We start from the raw sequence: 15,061 nt of genomic DNA on the forward strand, positions 1-15,061 counted from the left end.
AGCACATTATCCAGCCCTTATTCTATCATTTTATGTATGTATAAAAAAAGCTTGTCCAGTTGAACAAGCTCTTCAATGCACTGTACGGTATACTCCAATCACTTTGCCCAGTATTGATACGTTCCTTAAAATAATGGGTTCCATTGAAGAGTTTTCCGGCTGCAGCCTAATATAATCTTTTTCTTTAAAAAAGCGTTTCACAGTTGCTTCATCATCCTCTGTCATAGCAACGACGATATCACCGTTGTTAGCGGATTGCTGCTGTCTCACAACAACAAGGTCTCCGTCTAATATTCCCGCTTCAATCATACTGTTCCCGACAATCTCAAGCATAAATACCTGGTCATCAGGTGAGGCGAGCCGTTCAGGGAGCGGAAAGTATTCCTCAATATTTTCTACAGCAGTGATCGGCAGCCCTGCCGTAACCTTCCCGATGATCGGAACGTTAATCACTTCGTTTCTCGGAATTTCCATTCCCTGGTCTTCATTCAAAATCTCGATAGCCCTTGGTTTTGTAGGATCTCGGCGTATAAGCCCTTTGTTTTCAAGTCTCGCTAGATGCCCATGTACAGTAGAGCTGGATGCCAGACCGACAGCAAGACCAATTTCACGGACGGACGGAGGATACCCTTTGCTTTTGACTTCCTGTTTAATGAATTCAAGAATGTCCTGTTGCCTTTTTGATAGTTTGCTCATCCTTAGCACCTCAGAGTAAGTAATTTATAGTGATTATAGCATCATTTACCTAAAAATACAAACATAAGTTCGAAAAGCGCTTGACCCAAAACGTTTGTTCGTATTATAATAAAAACATCGAAAAGCGAACAAACATTCTGGAGGGGTTATCATGTCAAAAAGCACATTTGCACTCATAGCATCATTTTTCGTTCTAGTAGGGGGTATTTTATTTGCAGCAGCCGGTACGGGAAGCGGCAAAACACTGGATGAATATGCTAAAATAGAAATCCGCGAAGGAGATACATTATGGGATTTGGCAGAAACATTGAAGGACAAGCACGGGATGTCTCAGACTGAGTTTGTGGAGTGGGTGGATAAGGAAAACAATTTATCTACCATTGTCATTAAACCGGGCGACACCGTTTTTATTCCAGTAAAAAAGAATGAACTTTACCAGCATGAAACCCACATTATTGCTTCAGAAGAGTAGGTGTTTACTTGAAGGCGGTTATTTATTGCAGAGTCAGTACAGCTAAAGAAGAACAGGAAACTTCTCTTCATAGACAGGAAGAAGAACTGACTTCGCTAGCGGTTCAAAACGGAATGGAACCCGTCCGGATCATCATGGAGAAGGCAAGCGGCTATGAAATTGAGAGGGAAGGAATTCTTGAGCTTCTCGACACGATAAAAAAGGAAGATGTAAAAGCAATTCTGATCCAGGATGAAACCAGACTTGGAAGAGGAAGCGCCAGAATGGCCATTCTCCACTGTATTTACAAAGAGCAGGCGAGAGTGTTCACAATTGCACAGCAGGGCGAACTGCAGCTGTCAGAAGCGGATACAATGGTTCTCGAAATTGTCAGCATTGTCGAAGAATATCAGAGGAAGATCCATAATATGAAAATTAGGCGCGGAATGAAGCGTGCGGTTGAAAAGGGATATCAGCCGCAGCATAACTTAACCGATCTTGTTTCTGGCGGGAGAAAAGATAAAATTGAAGTTCCAATCGAGGAAATCGTTCGTTTAAGGAACAGTAAACTCACGTTCGCAGATATAGCAGCCACGCTGAGAGGCTTCGGCTATTCAGTATCAAAAGCGACGGTACATAGAAGGTACCAGGAATACATGGAAGAGAAAAAGGCCGCTGAACAGACCTTATAATCTGTTTAGTTGCCTTTTTTTGCTCTTTTTTGTACCATTGCACTATCCATAACTATGTTTAAGTTTCGTGCGAGTGAAACCCACCGTAAAAAACATGTTCTTTGAACAGATTTAAAGCGCTAAGCTCTGGAAAAGCTCACGTGCCAGTCCGATGGAAAGTGAGCATCCTGTAGCGGAAAACAGCCATCCCAATACCATTTCATATCAGCAAAATGTAAGGTAACAGTCTTCGAGAACGAAACATACAGGAGAAAAACAGGCTTAAAAAGGAGAATGAATATGCTTTCTAAAGATAAAATTGATCGAATTAATGTTCTGTCAAAAAAGTCCAAGGCTGAAGGGTTAACGGAACAGGAACAGCAGGAGCAAAAAGCTTTACGTGAAGAGTACCTGAAAACCTTTAGAAGTTCAATGAAGAACACATTGAAAAATGTGACCGTGGTCGATCCGGAAGGAAATGACGTAACCCCTCAAAAATTGAAAAACGAAAAGAATAAAGGACTTCATTAAAAGTTCTATAGCAGGCCTGTTTAATTTAAACAGGCCTATTGGTTGTACTATTTGAGCTGTACGGATATGATAAGAGGGTAAATTGTTCAAACGAAAGGATGGTCTATAATGACATTATCTACTATTGATTCATTGTCCATTGCTACAATCCGGACTCTATCTATTGATGCAATTGAAAAAGCAAACTCCGGTCACCCGGGAATGCCTATGGGATCTGCCCCGATGGCTTACAAGTTGTGGACAGATTATATGAAACAAAATCCAGAGAATCCAAGCTGGTTCAACCGTGACCGTTTTGTTCTTTCTGCTGGACATGGCTCTATGCTTCTTTACAGCATGCTTCACCTTTCAGGCTATGATGTTTCTATGGAAGATTTAAAATCTTTCCGCCAATGGGGAAGCAAAACTCCTGGACATCCTGAATATGGACATACAGCTGGCGTAGATGCAACGACTGGACCGCTTGGCCAGGGAATTGCAATGGCGGTAGGAATGGCTATGGCAGAACGTCACCTTGCACATACATACAATAAAGACTCATTTAATGTTGTCGACCACCATACATTTGCGATTTGCGGCGACGGAGACTTAATGGAAGGAATCTCATCAGAGGCTGCTTCTTTTGCAGGTCACTTGAAGCTTGGACGTTTGGTTGTTCTTTATGATTCAAACGATATTTCTCTTGATGGAGATCTTGACCGTTCATTCAGCGAAAACGTTCAGCAGCGTTTTGAAGCAATGAATTGGCAGGTTATCCGTGTCGAAGATGGAAATGATACAGATGAAATCGGCCGTGCTATTGCTGCTGCCAAGCAAAATGAAGATCAGCCAACTCTGATAGAAGTCAAAACAACAATCGGATTTGGTTCACCTAACCGTGCCGGTACTTCTGGCGTTCACGGGGCACCCCTTGGAGCAGAAGAAACAAAGCTGACTAAAGATGCTTACAAGTGGACATTTGATAAAGATTTCCATGTGCCGGACGAAGTATATGAACACTTCGCGAAAACAATCAAAGAGGATGGCATAAAGGCGGAAAACGAGTGGAATGCCCTTTTTGACAGCTACAGAAAAGAGTACCCTGAGCTTGCAGAGGAGCTTACACGCGCAATTGATGGCGAACTTCCTGAAGGATGGGATGCAGATATTCCTGTGTATGAAACAGGAAAAGGACTTGCTTCCAGAGCGTCTTCTGGTGAAGTGATGAATGCCATAGCTAAAAATGTTCCCAACCTGTTCGGCGGTTCAGCAGACTTAGCGGGATCCAATAAAACAACAATCAAAAACGTAGAAGATTTCACTGCTGACAATTACAGCGGACGCAATATCTGGTTCGGTGTAAGGGAGTTTGCCATGGGTGCAGCACTGAATGGAATGGTTCTTCACGGAGGATTAAAAGTATTTGGAGGAACATTCTTCGTATTCTCCGATTACATGCGTCCTTCTATCCGCCTGGCTTCCTTAATGAACCTGCCTGTAACCTTCGTATTTACTCATGACAGTATTGCAGTAGGGGAAGACGGACCTACTCATGAACCGATTGAGCAGCTTGCTTCATTAAGAGCGATGCCGAACCTTGATGTGATCAGACCAGCGGATGGAAACGAAACGGCTGCTGCATGGAAGCTTGCGGTTACATCTAAAACTAGTCCGACTGCTCTTGTATTGTCAAGACAGGATCTTCCAACGCTTGAGCACTCTGCAGAATTGTCCGGTACGGGTGTGGAGAAAGGTGCTTACGTTGTATCACCTTCACAAAAAGAAATGGCGGATGCTATCCTGCTTGCTTCCGGTTCTGAAGTGGGTCTTGCAGTTGAATCCCAAAAAGCGCTTCTTAAAGAAGGAATCGATGCTTCTGTTGTAAGCATGCCTTCCTGGAAACGTTTTGAAGAACAATCCGAAGATTACAAGCGATCCGTCCTTCCTAAGGATGTTAAAAAGCGCTTAGCGATCGAAGTTGCTTCTCCGCTTGGATGGGAAAGATACACTGGAGATGAAGGTGACGTTCTTGGAATTAACCGTTTCGGTGCATCTGCACCTGGAGAAACGATTATGAAAGAGTTTGGCTTCACTCCAGAAAATATCGTAGCACGCGTTAAAGCATTGCTGAATAAATAAGCCACAAAGGAGCCTGCATACTGCAGGCTCCTTATTTTGTAGACACTATGTATACCCCCAATCTAGTTGATTTTTCGCTGCAGCAAAAGGCTGTGGTTTTTAATCTATTCATTCGACATAAATAGTGCTTCCTCTCTCCGCATTTAGACACTCTTCTTCAAACCGGATTCCGTATAATTAGGATAAAGAGTTTGCATCGGCAGGAGGGGTTCATTATGAGGCATTATTATGTATATTTAATAGAAGAAGAATTCGCAAGCCATTATTTTGGAAAAGAGTCAAAGATCTTTAACCTGATTCAAAATTTTCAATGGACAAGCATCCATGACGGTTCCTATGATTTGCTGGATCGCCAGGTGCAATATATCTCAAAAGCAATTCCGTCTAAAGAAATTCATCAGCTCCTGACCGGGTTTTTAACAATGAGAAAAGGCTACCGGCAGTTAGGGCATTTGCATCGAATCATCCTGAATGGTGAAGCAGGCCAGGCTACATTGCTAGTGAAGGACCGGTATCTTGAAATCGACGCTCAAGGCAGCTATGAAGCTGAGACGATTTTTTTTGAAATTCTCCGAAAAATGAACCCCTGTTTTCTCGCGATGGACTTCCAAGCCCATCGATATGGCTGGCTGAACCCGATATCAGAAAGAAAATTTGTCTAAAAAAGCAGAAATTATGCAGGAATTATTGTATAATATCGAAGGGTTTAGTAGACTGTAAACGAGAGAACTTGAAGGAGGAACTACCATGGCTTTATGGCTAGGCATAACACTGATTATAGTTGCTCTTCTGGGCGGCGTGGCGCTGGGCTTCTTTATTGCCCGGAGATACATGATGAGCTATTTGAAAAAGAATCCGCCAATTAATGAACAAATGCTGCGTATGATGATGATGCAAATGGGAATGAAACCATCCCAGAAAAAAATCAATCAAATGATGAAAGCGATGAATAGTCAGCAGATTAAATAACCCATTCCAGCTGATGTTTCTTTGCTTTAACGATAGTCACTCTAATTGTTTGCATAACGCTGAACGCAGAGTGAGCCATTCATCTGAAATTTGACTTATGTATGCTTAATCTTTCATCAAACAAACACCGAACCGCTTTTTATTGGTCAGAAAACCAATAGAGGGCGGTTTTTTATTTTGGCCCTTTTTCATGTGAGAATGGTTTCCAAACAGGTTCTTTGCTTAAGAATTGCTCAGGCTGATTGAAAAGGAAAGTGTGATAAGCCTGCTGAAGCAGAGGGAGATGTGAAACACTCCACAATTCTGATTCAGAAGATTTATCCAAAAAGAATATAGAACATCATGAAACAAAAAGGTTGTTCCTGCTGATTGACGAATAGTTGATTAGGAGGAGGTGTAAGGATGCCGCAAATCAAAATTGTAATGATTATCGATGAAAGTGACGAATTCCATGATACAGTGGATCTTCAAATAGCACAGCTTATGATGCAATCAGATTTCATTACAGTCAATATGAACACTGTCCGGGTATATGCAAAGGAAGTTACCAGTACAGGAATCGTAAAATTTTATGGAGTCAAACGAAAACCGGAAGATATTAAATAAAGGATAAGGCGCAGTGAAAAAGGGAATGGCCGTTGTCTAGCGCCACTCCCTTTCTTTATTAATGCATATACTGCTGATTGTTATGAGGAAGAATAAACTGCTGATACTCATACAGCATTTTATCAAGTTCCTGGCTGTATTGGATAGTGACCGTTGAACTCATTCCATTTTTACTGACGATTTCATTAAGTTCATTTCGTTTTCGCTCTATTTCTTTAAGCATATCCTTCTTTGTCACTGCGATGTATCCTTTCTATGTAAACTGCTGCATTTCGCTTGGGAAAACGTTATCGGTATTGATGGAATTATCTTCGTTAATTATAAGCTTTTATAGAGCTTCCTAAAACCTAGTAGTTTTAAGTGTAAGAAAATTGACATATGAATGACATAAAATGAAATATTTATTCGTAATCTTTCCGGATGTGGTACATTTAAAAAAGGATAATGTAGAGAGAAGGATGAGGATGGCAGATTTAAATGCAATGCTTTCATTTGGAGCGGGGTTTCTTTCTTTTGTTTCCCCTTGTTGCCTGCCGGTTTACCCGGCGTTTTTATCTTACATAACCGGGGTTTCTGTTCAGGATTTAAAATCGGAGCATGGAATGCACAGAACACAGAGCATGCTTCATACACTCTTTTTTCTGGTTGGTTTTTCTGTGATCTTTGTGGCTCTTGGCTTTAGTACATCCATTATTGGGAGCTTTTTTATTAACTATCAAGATTTGCTGAGGCAGCTGGGAGCAATTTTAATTGTTTTCATGGGGTTTGTGACGCTTGGAATTTTAACTCCAAAATTCCTTTTGAAGGAGCGGAGACTTCAATTCAAGCATCGGCCTGCAGGATATGCGGGGTCAGTTCTGATTGGGCTTGGATTTGCTGCGGGATGGTCTCCCTGCGTTGGTCCCATTTTGACAGCGGTTATGAGTTTAGCTGGTTCCCAGCCGGAATCTGCGCTGCTATATATGGTTAGTTATACGCTGGGATTTTCAGTCCCGTTTTTCATTTTAGCTTTTTTTATCGGCAAGATGCACTGGATAAAAAAGCATACTGGCTCATTTATGAAAGCTGGGGGAGGCATTATGGTTGCAATGGGATTGCTCCTCTTCTTCGACGGTATGTCGGCTATTATCAACTATTTTACAAAACTGACAGGTTTTACAGGGTTTTAGACCTATAAATTTTTAGGGAATAAGTCGAATTTACTACTTTTTCCTCTTCTTTCTGTTATAATGATATACAGATGAAGGCGAAGCATTATGGGGAGGGGTAACATGGCGAGGATTCTGATCGTTGATGATGCCAAATTTATGAGAGTTACATTGACTAATGTTCTTGAAGGAGCCAACCACACAATAGCAGGGGAAGCCGAAAATGGCATTGAAGCGGTCAGCCAATATAAAACACTGCAACCGGATTTAGTAACACTTGATATTACAATGCCGGAGAAAAATGGACTGGATGCACTGAAAGAGATTATGGGAGAGTTCCCCTCTGCAAAAGTAATCATGTGTTCAGCTATGGGCCAGCAGAAAATGGTTGTAGAGGCTATTGAAGCAGGAGCCAAAGATTTTATAATCAAGCCCTTCGATTCCAGCCGGGTACTTGAAGCGGTAGAGCGGGTACTGGGCTAACCAATACATGCCATTTAGAATTGATCTAAATGGTATTTTTCATTTTATGAGAAAAAGGTATGCTTGGCAAACCCCTGTCATATGTTAACTTTGAGTAAATTGGTTTATAATAGAAGGATCAAGATAAGAGGGATGATGAACCATGGATTTAATAATCATTTCTACCATACTGGCGGTTGTCATGGGAACGATAGTTTTAGTAATAAGAATGCGAGCTTCCAGAAAGCCTGCCTCTGCTAAAAAAATCATCCTGCCGCCATTATTCATGAGTACAGGAGCCTTAATGTTTATTTTTCCGTTTTTTCATGTAACTGTTGCTGAATTTTGGGAAGCCATTCTTGCTGGAATGTTTTTTTCTATTTTTCTCATCAAAACGAGCAAGTTTGAAATTCGCGACAATGAAATTTATTTAAAGCGATCCAAGGCATTTGCTTTTATTTTAATTGGTTTGCTGGCGCTGCGTGTGGTATTAAAGTCATTCTTAAGTCTTTCCATTGATGTCGGTGCTCTTAGCGGGATGTTCTGGCTGCTTGCTTTTGGTATGATTGTACCTTGGAGAATTGCCATGTACATGTCCTATAAAAAAATCCAAAATCAGATCAATCCGCCAAATACACAAGCGACGTAAAAAAGAGCTGTCCAGAAAATCAGTTTTCAAAGCTGCTTTTGCTGCTTGAAATTGGATTGGTTTTTGCTGATTTTCACTGCAGGATGCTCAGGCGACCTGCTGGCGGGGTTTCGCCTGTCCAGCTAGTCTCGAACGTTCCACTCCAATCAGCCTAACCCATAATTGGTCCAAGTACTATTTGAAAAACGAAACCCCCGGAATGCACAAAGCGTTCCGGGGTTTTCATCATTTCTTCTTAGCAGGACTATTTATACAGTCCCTTTCTTTGTTACTAAAATAATAAAATGACTCAAAGTGCTAAAATTTTACTGGGTGTAGCTTCCTCCAGCTTCAGCGCCTACCCCTTGAGGTCATAAGCCCCGCAGGATGCGTGTCAATTCTGAGGGGCGACAGAACGTCGGGATATAGCAGAACTTCATTACTTAAAGGCGCTTGCGCTTTTGTTCTTTAAAACATAGCCTTGTACATCTGATAATTGATTTGCTTTTCCTTTAGATGTTTAATCAGAAACTTATGGTCTCTCTTAGGTGTAGCCAATATATATCCTCTTATAACGTGATCCTGAGTGATGAATGGTGCTTTTTCTTGTAAGGCAAGCTCGCCGATTTTGCCGGCGATTTTCTCCCTGGCCACATCTCTGAAGAGCTCCGGTACAGGGGAGACTAAATCCTCGAGCAGATCCTTTTGCTGTTGATCCCAAAGATGGCGGGATTTCTGAATATAATGATCCTGCCAGTCCAATATTGATTTTCCGTCCTCTTTCGGCAAGCGCTTTAAAAACTTTCTAAACATGAAATATCCGCCTATAGAGAGCATCGTAATCAGGAAGAATACCCAAAAAACAATAAACCATTGAAACCAGCCGTCAAGCATCCTCTTCACCCCAACTGTTTCCATTTATGCTTTTATTATACATGAAAACGAATGGGAAGAGGTCAAGCTTTTTCATTTCCACTAAGCGCAGTTAGCCAGATCTTCCTGATTACATATGTTTTATACGATTCAAGTTTTCTCCGGTCAACCGGATGCTTCGTAATTCCCGCCTTCTTAAGCTCTGAAATATACCATCCCTTCGAACCCATATATGCCATCTTGAAAACCCCATTTCTTTTTCAGAGAGAATATGCTTTTAGATAGTTAATTAGAACGGCTTTGCCGCTGTGCGTTTGAACCAGTATTCATTGCTGCAGGAGCAGAAGGAGCTATATTTAAGGTTAATGGGGCTGAAGGGGGCTGGGATGTTTCTTCCATGGAGCCGCTGCCGCTGCCCTCCACTGATTTTGAAGCAGAAATCGTTCCTACATTCACCGCATTTCCGAAGTGAACGACACCTCCGGATACTTCATTAATGACGAGACTTTTAATATACACACCCAAAGTATGATCTCTCCTGTTTTTTTAGCAGTATATGTACAGGCTGAAGGGACGGTATAAGCGCTTGACTACAAAAGAAAAAAACAGAGACGGCTATCTCTGTTTAGGCTTTATAGTTAGCTTGCTATTTGGGAATGGAGAGTTTAGCTGTTCTTCTTTCTGGATCATGATCTCAAGAATTCCATTAGTGTATAAAGCAGACATTTCCCTTTTATTCAGGCAGAAGGGCAGAAAAACCACCGCTTCTTTTTCAGGGAGCAGGGTTCGGATTGTGAGGCAGCTGTTCCCTTTTGTAATTGTGATCAGGTCCAGCAGAATACCGGTTAAATCAGCTTCAATAATGTACTGATCGCTTGTTTCATAAATATCGGTTCGGAATGAATCTGCAAACCCATTCGAAAAAGGATCATCTAAAAACTGAGCGAACCATTGATCCAGCCCTTCAAAACCAGAGGCGCCAGACCGTTTAGGATCATTCATTTCAATCATACCCTCCAAAAGATACCTTTCATTATTTTTATTCAGAAGCCGTTAATTAGTGAATGGAAGGGCCTAATGGAGGGAGAGAAAATTACATATCGTGTCCGCTGTTGTGTTTCTGGCGGGAATGATTTCTGTTTTTCACTTTTTTAGAGCCGCTAAGCGGTTCAGGCTGTCCGGGCTGATCTCCCTTTGGAGCATTTTTTCTCATATCTTTGCCTGTGTTTTTATTGGTCAATTGAATCTCCTCCTTTCCTGTTAGCTTCTGCTTGAATCAGCGGAGTATTCGTGCATACATTTAACGCAAAAGGAAAAGATATGAGAAGAAAAAAGCAAGGTGAAGGAGGAATGAAGATGCCATACCATAAGAATAAGCAGCAGGCATTCCAGGCAGCTCAGCAGGAGGCTTCGGAAACGAAAAGCCATTTCGAGACATTGGATTCAACGAGCAAGGATTACGGTTCTGAGCTTAAGCATTTAAAAGAAGAAGTCAATGAGACGAATGCACAAATTCAAAATGCACTTGAAGTTGCTTCCGAGCATCAGCGCAGCCAGCTGGAGACATTTCAAAAGGATATCAACCAGATTGTTCAGGAAATTAATGAAGTGGATGAAATTTAGTAACCTAAAAAACCACAGCGGAAGCTGTGGTTTTTGTATTTATACGGGAATTTCGGGAACAAACCTCAAGACTCCAGCTACTGCTTTAACTAATCTGGAATCTGCATGGAGGTTTTACGTCATTGATTTTTTTTGCGTTTTTTATTGTTCTGACGCTGTTCAGCTGTCAGCGGTTCGTTTTGAAATTCTTCATTGTAACCAGCACCGCTTCCCTGTGCCTTGGCTGAGTTCATACCTTCAACCAGATGATTAGCCTTGCGTTTAGCCATATTCAGCACCCCCTTAATCATTAGTTTTTACATGAAGAGCGTAATCATGCAAAATCAAAACATGCAGGAAAGATTTTTTTATTTTAAGAAAATAAAGAATGATCACATCTATAAGAAATTCTTATATTCTTCAATAACATCATTGATATTTACTTATGTATAAAGTTGTATTAAGATTGAATTGTGAAGTTTGTGACGGTTCAAAGTAACCGTTTTCGACACGTTTGGTCGATAACAGCTTTAAGGGGGAGTAACACATGACGGAACAGCAGCAGCTGAATAATCAAGATGTATTTCAAGCACGTAAAACCTTCGACTTAAAAGGCAAAACGTATCATTACTATTCTTTGAAAGCGCTTGAAGACGCTGGGATCGGGCAGGTTACAAAATTGCCTTATTCCATCAAGGTTCTTCTTGAATCTGTGCTAAGACAGGTAGACGGCCATGTTATTAAAAAAGAACACGTTGAAAACCTTGCAAAATGGGGAACAAGCGAGCAGCAGGAAATTGATGTACCATTCAAGCCTTCCCGCGTAATCCTTCAGGATTTCACAGGCGTTCCAGCGGTTGTAGACTTAGCCTCACTACGCAAAGCAATGGCTGAAATGGGCGGCGACCCTGACAAAATCAATCCGGAGATTACGGTAGATCTTGTCATTGACCACTCTGTTCAAGTTGATAAAGCTGGTACAGAGGATTCACTTCAATTCAATATGGAGCTTGAATTCCAGCGCAACGCAGAACGTTACAAGTTTTTGAGCTGGGCTAAAAAAGCATTTGATAATTACCGCGCGGTGCCGCCAGCAACTGGTATCGTTCATCAGGTAAACCTTGAGTACCTGGCGAATGTTGTTCATGCGGCAGAAAAAGATTCAGAAACGATTGCTTATCCGGATTCCTTAGTCGGTACGGATTCCCATACAACGATGATTAACGGAATCGGTGTCCTTGGATGGGGCGTAGGCGGAATAGAGGCAGAAGCAGGAATGCTTGGCCAGCCTTCATATTTCCCTGTACCTGAAGTAATCGGTGTAAAATTAACCGGCAAATTGCCTTCAGGAACAACTGCCACAGATTTGGCGCTTAAAGTAACCCAAGTTCTTCGTCAAAAAGGTGTTGTAGGAAAATTCGTAGAATTCTACGGTCCTGGTGTACCGGAGCTTCCACTAGCTGACCGTGCAACGATTGCAAACATGGCGCCTGAGTACGGTGCAACCTGCGGATTCTTCCCGGTTGACGGCGAGACCCTTAATTACCTTCGCTTGACAGGACGCGATGAAGATCAAATCGATTTAGTTGAAACTTATTCCAAAGAAAATGACCTTTTCTACACACCGGATAAAGTGGATCCGATTTTCACAGATGTTGTTGAAATCGATCTTGGCGAAATTGAAGCAAATCTTTCCGGTCCAAAGCGTCCGCAGGATTTGATTCCTCTTTCTCAAATGAAGGAAACATTCCACTCCCACCTGTCCGCTCCTTTCGGAAACCAAGGCTTCGGACTGGAAGCAAAGGATATGGACAAAGAAGTAACTGTTAAGCTTGCAAGCGGAGAAGAAACGGTTATGAAAACAGGTGCGATCGCAATTGCTGCCATCACAAGCTGTACGAATACTTCCAATCCGTATGTATTGATTGGTGCAGGTTTAGTGGCGAAAAAAGCCGTCGAAAAAGGACTTCAGGTGCCTGCATATGTCAAAACGTCTCTTGCACCGGGATCTAAAGTTGTAACGGGATACCTTGATAACTCCGGCCTCATGCCTTACCTTGAGAAGCTTGGCTTCAACACAGTTGGTTACGGCTGTACGACATGCATCGGAAACTCTGGTCCGCTTGCAGAGGAAATCGAAACAGCTGTTGCAGATGCTGATCTACTGATTACATCTGTCCTGTCCGGTAACCGTAACTTTGAAGGACGGATCCATCCTTTAGTGAAAGGGAACTATCTGGCATCACCGCCGCTAGTCGTTGCCTATGCTCTTGCAGGAACGGTAAACGTTGACCTGCAAAGTGATTCACTAGGAAAAGACAAAGACGGAAATGACGTATTCTTCCAGGATATCTGGCCTTCTTCTGAAGAAATTAAAGAAGTTGTGGCAAAAACCGTTACACCGGAGCTTTTCCGTAAAGAATACGATCGCGTATTTGACGACAATGCCCGCTGGAATGAAATCGAAACAACGGATGAAGCTCAATATGTATGGGATGAAAATTCTACGTACATCCAAGCTCCTACATTCTTTGAAGGAATGTCTCCAGAGCCAGGAACTGTTAAGCCGCTGACAGCTCTAAGAGTTGTAGGTAAATTTGGAGATTCCGTTACAACGGATCATATCTCTCCAGCTGGTTCAATCGGCAAAGATACGCCTGCAGGACGTTATTTGCAGGAAAAAGGCGTTTCACCAAGAGACTTTAACTCATATGGCTCCCGCCGCGGTAACCATGAAGTAATGATGCGCGGAACGTTTGCAAACATCCGGATCCGCAACCAGATTGCTCCTGGCACAGAAGGCGGTTATACAACTTACTGGCCAACAGGCGAAGTAACATCCATCTATGAGGCTTGCATGAAATACAAGCAGGATGGAACCGGCTTAATGGTTATTGGCGGTAAGGATTACGGTATGGGAAGCTCCCGTGACTGGGCTGCAAAAGGAACAACTCTCCTTGGAATCAAAACAGTCATCGCAGAAAGCTACGAGCGGATCCACAGAAGCAACCTTGTGTTAATGGGCGTTCTTCCTCTTCAATTTAAAGATGGAGACAGCGCTGATTCACTTGGTTTAACTGGGAAGGAAGTATTTGAAGTATCAATTGGAGAATCCGTTAAACCTCGCGATCATGTAAAAGTTCGTGCGACAGATGAAGCAGGAAACTCCATTGAATTCGAAGCACTTGTCCGCTTTGACAGTGAAGTTGAAATTGATTACTATCGCCACGGCGGGATTCTTCCAATGGTCCTTCGCGGCAAACTAAAAGCTTAATTTAAACGGAAAAGGCAGCCGATGGCTGTCTTTTTTCGTTTCTGTGGATTGTCCTTTTTCTGGTTTTTAAAGTAAAATAGATGCATACATATTAAATAGAAATGGGACGAAGAGGGGAAAAGCCATGACGAAACGCATTGCAGCGATGTCCATATTAGCGGTTTTAATCCTTTTTGCTGTTTGGCAGGCGCTATGGCCTAAAGAACCGCCGGTAGGGCTTGAGGAAGGCAATGCTGCTCCTGAATTCACATTGCCTCAGCTTGACGGCGGTAATGTTCAGCTTTCCGATTATAAAGGAAAAAAGGTCATTCTCAATTTTTGGGCAACCTGGTGTCCGCCATGCAAAAAAGAAATTCCTGAATTGAAAGAAATCTCAGTTGAATATGATCAGGAAGTTGTCATCCTTGCCGTTAATTATACAGTTTCAGAAGCCAACGAAAGCTCTGTTAAAAAATTCGTGAAGGATCAAAAAATGCAATTTCCAGTTTTAATGGATCCTGAAGCAGATGTGCTGACACAATACAAAGTATTCAGCTATCCGACTACGTATTTTTTGGATGAAAAAGGGGTTATTCAAAAAGTTCAAAGGAACATGGTGGATTACAAAACACTCAAAGATTTTGTCCAGTCCTGATATGTATAGACGGCAAGTATATTGGCTATACTGTCGCTAATACATATGGAGGTGTAAGCTTTTGAGAAAAATCAAAAAGCTGTCATTCGAAGAACTGGTCATGGAAAATAAAAAAGAGCTGCTGAAAGATGAAGCATTTTTAGATAAAATTGAAGATAAGCTTGAACAGCGTTTTACAGAAAAATAAATTCATGAAACTGCCTCCAGCCGGAAAAGATAATTATCGGAAGGAGGCTATTTTTATGACCAATTCCAATAATAAGCCAAAACAATTTAATCCCGATCACATTGGCACAAAGTCAAGAGGGTTCGGAGGAAACAAAGGCAAGCAAATGCAGGATAAATCAGGCCAGCATCCCCAGGTTATTCAAACCAAAGGGGAATAATTACAATACAAA

At 41.9% G+C, this 15,061-nt stretch carries 23 protein-coding genes; 15 read left to right on the plus strand and 8 right to left on the minus strand.

From position 1 onward, the window contains the following. Nucleotides 1–72: 72 nt before the first annotated feature. Nucleotides 73–696 (minus strand): transcriptional repressor LexA, encoded by a 624-nt coding sequence (lexA, locus tag J9317_RS09995; protein WP_211558260.1) that lies wholly within the window; start codon nucleotides 694–696, stop codon nucleotides 73–75. A gap of 151 nt (nucleotides 697–847) precedes the next feature. Between lexA and yneA the strand changes: the two genes are divergently transcribed. The 7 genes from yneA (at nucleotide 848) to J9317_RS10030 (ending at nucleotide 6,042) form a co-directional block, all read left to right on the plus strand. Continuing rightward, nucleotides 848–1,168 carry a cell division suppressor protein YneA gene (gene yneA, locus J9317_RS10000; RefSeq protein WP_211558262.1) on the plus strand — a complete coding sequence of 107 codons (321 nt, stop codon included), beginning with the start codon at nucleotides 848–850 and terminating at the stop codon, nucleotides 1,166–1,168. An 8-nt stretch (nucleotides 1,169–1,176) separates the two neighbouring features. After that, entirely contained in the window at nucleotides 1,177–1,839 is a 663-nt protein-coding gene (locus tag J9317_RS10005; protein WP_211558264.1) for a YneB family resolvase-like protein, read from the plus strand. 279 nt (nucleotides 1,840–2,118) lie between these two features. Next, nucleotides 2,119–2,349 carry a DUF896 domain-containing protein gene (locus J9317_RS10010; RefSeq protein WP_211558266.1) on the plus strand — a complete coding sequence of 77 codons (231 nt, stop codon included), beginning with the start codon at nucleotides 2,119–2,121 and terminating at the stop codon, nucleotides 2,347–2,349. A gap of 108 nt (nucleotides 2,350–2,457) precedes the next feature. Further along, the gene (gene tkt, locus J9317_RS10015) at nucleotides 2,458–4,467 is read left to right on the plus strand and encodes a transketolase (RefSeq protein WP_211558268.1); all 2,010 of its coding nucleotides are present in this window, start codon (nucleotides 2,458–2,460) and stop codon (nucleotides 4,465–4,467) included. Nucleotides 4,468–4,679: 212 nt separating this feature from the next. Next, complete coding sequence (gene sirA, locus J9317_RS10020; RefSeq protein ID WP_211562264.1) at nucleotides 4,680–5,129, plus strand: sporulation inhibitor of replication protein SirA; 450 nt, start codon at nucleotides 4,680–4,682, stop codon at nucleotides 5,127–5,129. Between the two features lie 85 nt (nucleotides 5,130–5,214). Beyond that, the gene (locus J9317_RS10025) at nucleotides 5,215–5,436 is read left to right on the plus strand and encodes a YneF family protein (protein ID WP_035411641.1); all 222 of its coding nucleotides are present in this window, start codon (nucleotides 5,215–5,217) and stop codon (nucleotides 5,434–5,436) included. Between the two features lie 402 nt (nucleotides 5,437–5,838). After that, entirely contained in the window at nucleotides 5,839–6,042 is a 204-nt protein-coding gene (locus J9317_RS10030) for a hypothetical protein (protein ID WP_211558270.1), read from the plus strand. A 58-nt stretch (nucleotides 6,043–6,100) separates the two neighbouring features. Here J9317_RS10030 and J9317_RS10035 read toward each other — a convergent pair whose 3' ends face one another. Beyond that, nucleotides 6,101–6,280: an aspartyl-phosphate phosphatase Spo0E family protein gene (locus tag J9317_RS10035; RefSeq protein WP_211558272.1), complete on the minus strand. Its 180-nt coding sequence runs from the start codon at nucleotides 6,278–6,280 to the stop codon at nucleotides 6,101–6,103. Nucleotides 6,281–6,506: 226 nt separating this feature from the next. Between J9317_RS10035 and J9317_RS10040 the strand changes: the two genes are divergently transcribed. The 3 genes from J9317_RS10040 (at nucleotide 6,507) to J9317_RS10050 (ending at nucleotide 8,301) form a co-directional block, all read left to right on the plus strand. Further along, nucleotides 6,507–7,211: a cytochrome c biogenesis CcdA family protein gene (locus J9317_RS10040; protein ID WP_211558273.1), complete on the plus strand. Its 705-nt coding sequence runs from the start codon at nucleotides 6,507–6,509 to the stop codon at nucleotides 7,209–7,211. 102 nt (nucleotides 7,212–7,313) lie between these two features. Continuing rightward, complete coding sequence (locus tag J9317_RS10045; protein WP_211558274.1) at nucleotides 7,314–7,673, plus strand: response regulator; 360 nt, start codon at nucleotides 7,314–7,316, stop codon at nucleotides 7,671–7,673. Nucleotides 7,674–7,815: 142 nt separating this feature from the next. Further along, nucleotides 7,816–8,301, plus strand: coding sequence for a CcdC family protein (locus J9317_RS10050; protein ID WP_211558275.1), 486 nt, complete (start codon nucleotides 7,816–7,818; stop codon nucleotides 8,299–8,301). A 447-nt stretch (nucleotides 8,302–8,748) separates the two neighbouring features. Here the strand turns inward: J9317_RS10050 and J9317_RS10055 are convergent, their stop codons facing one another. The 5 genes from J9317_RS10055 to J9317_RS10075 form a co-directional block, all read right to left on the minus strand. Then, nucleotides 8,749–9,174 carry a DUF2621 domain-containing protein gene (locus J9317_RS10055; protein WP_211558276.1) on the minus strand — a complete coding sequence of 142 codons (426 nt, stop codon included), beginning with the start codon at nucleotides 9,172–9,174 and terminating at the stop codon, nucleotides 8,749–8,751. A 62-nt stretch (nucleotides 9,175–9,236) separates the two neighbouring features. Then, nucleotides 9,237–9,392 (minus strand): YflJ family protein, encoded by a 156-nt coding sequence (locus tag J9317_RS10060; RefSeq protein WP_211558278.1) that lies wholly within the window; start codon nucleotides 9,390–9,392, stop codon nucleotides 9,237–9,239. 46 nt (nucleotides 9,393–9,438) lie between these two features. Beyond that, complete coding sequence (locus tag J9317_RS10065; protein ID WP_211558280.1) at nucleotides 9,439–9,678, minus strand: spore germination protein; 240 nt, start codon at nucleotides 9,676–9,678, stop codon at nucleotides 9,439–9,441. A 90-nt stretch (nucleotides 9,679–9,768) separates the two neighbouring features. Further along, nucleotides 9,769–10,155, minus strand: a complete 387-nt coding sequence (locus J9317_RS10070; protein WP_211558281.1) for an Hsp20/alpha crystallin family protein — start codon at nucleotides 10,153–10,155, stop codon at nucleotides 9,769–9,771. 91 nt (nucleotides 10,156–10,246) lie between these two features. Continuing rightward, the gene (locus J9317_RS10075) at nucleotides 10,247–10,393 is read right to left on the minus strand and encodes a small acid-soluble spore protein P (RefSeq protein WP_066099099.1); all 147 of its coding nucleotides are present in this window, start codon (nucleotides 10,391–10,393) and stop codon (nucleotides 10,247–10,249) included. A gap of 116 nt (nucleotides 10,394–10,509) precedes the next feature. On the opposite strand from J9317_RS10075, the gene J9317_RS10080 reads away from it, so the two are divergent. Next, nucleotides 10,510–10,776, plus strand: a complete 267-nt coding sequence (locus J9317_RS10080) for a hypothetical protein (RefSeq protein ID WP_211558282.1) — start codon at nucleotides 10,510–10,512, stop codon at nucleotides 10,774–10,776. A 119-nt stretch (nucleotides 10,777–10,895) separates the two neighbouring features. Here the strand turns inward: J9317_RS10080 and sspO are convergent, their stop codons facing one another. Continuing rightward, on the minus strand, nucleotides 10,896–11,045 hold the full coding sequence (gene sspO, locus J9317_RS10085) for a small acid-soluble spore protein SspO (RefSeq protein WP_211558283.1): 150 nt from the start codon (nucleotides 11,043–11,045) through the stop codon (nucleotides 10,896–10,898). 257 nt (nucleotides 11,046–11,302) lie between these two features. Between sspO and acnA the strand changes: the two genes are divergently transcribed. From acnA to J9317_RS10105, 4 genes are all read left to right on the plus strand, one after another. After that, complete coding sequence (gene acnA, locus J9317_RS10090; protein WP_211558284.1) at nucleotides 11,303–14,029, plus strand: aconitate hydratase AcnA; 2,727 nt, start codon at nucleotides 11,303–11,305, stop codon at nucleotides 14,027–14,029. Between the two features lie 124 nt (nucleotides 14,030–14,153). Continuing rightward, nucleotides 14,154–14,663 carry a TlpA family protein disulfide reductase gene (locus J9317_RS10095; protein WP_211558285.1) on the plus strand — a complete coding sequence of 170 codons (510 nt, stop codon included), beginning with the start codon at nucleotides 14,154–14,156 and terminating at the stop codon, nucleotides 14,661–14,663. A gap of 61 nt (nucleotides 14,664–14,724) precedes the next feature. Next, nucleotides 14,725–14,850 carry an FbpB family small basic protein gene (locus tag J9317_RS10100; protein ID WP_211558286.1) on the plus strand — a complete coding sequence of 42 codons (126 nt, stop codon included), beginning with the start codon at nucleotides 14,725–14,727 and terminating at the stop codon, nucleotides 14,848–14,850. Nucleotides 14,851–14,905: 55 nt separating this feature from the next. Beyond that, on the plus strand, nucleotides 14,906–15,049 hold the full coding sequence (locus tag J9317_RS10105) for an acid-soluble spore protein N (RefSeq protein ID WP_211558287.1): 144 nt from the start codon (nucleotides 14,906–14,908) through the stop codon (nucleotides 15,047–15,049). The last annotated feature ends 12 nt before the right edge of the window (nucleotides 15,050–15,061 follow it).

Source organism: Metabacillus flavus, from assembly GCF_018283675.1.
In the GTDB taxonomy this organism is placed as follows: Bacteria; Bacillota; Bacilli; order Bacillales; family Bacillaceae; genus Metabacillus_B; species Metabacillus_B flavus.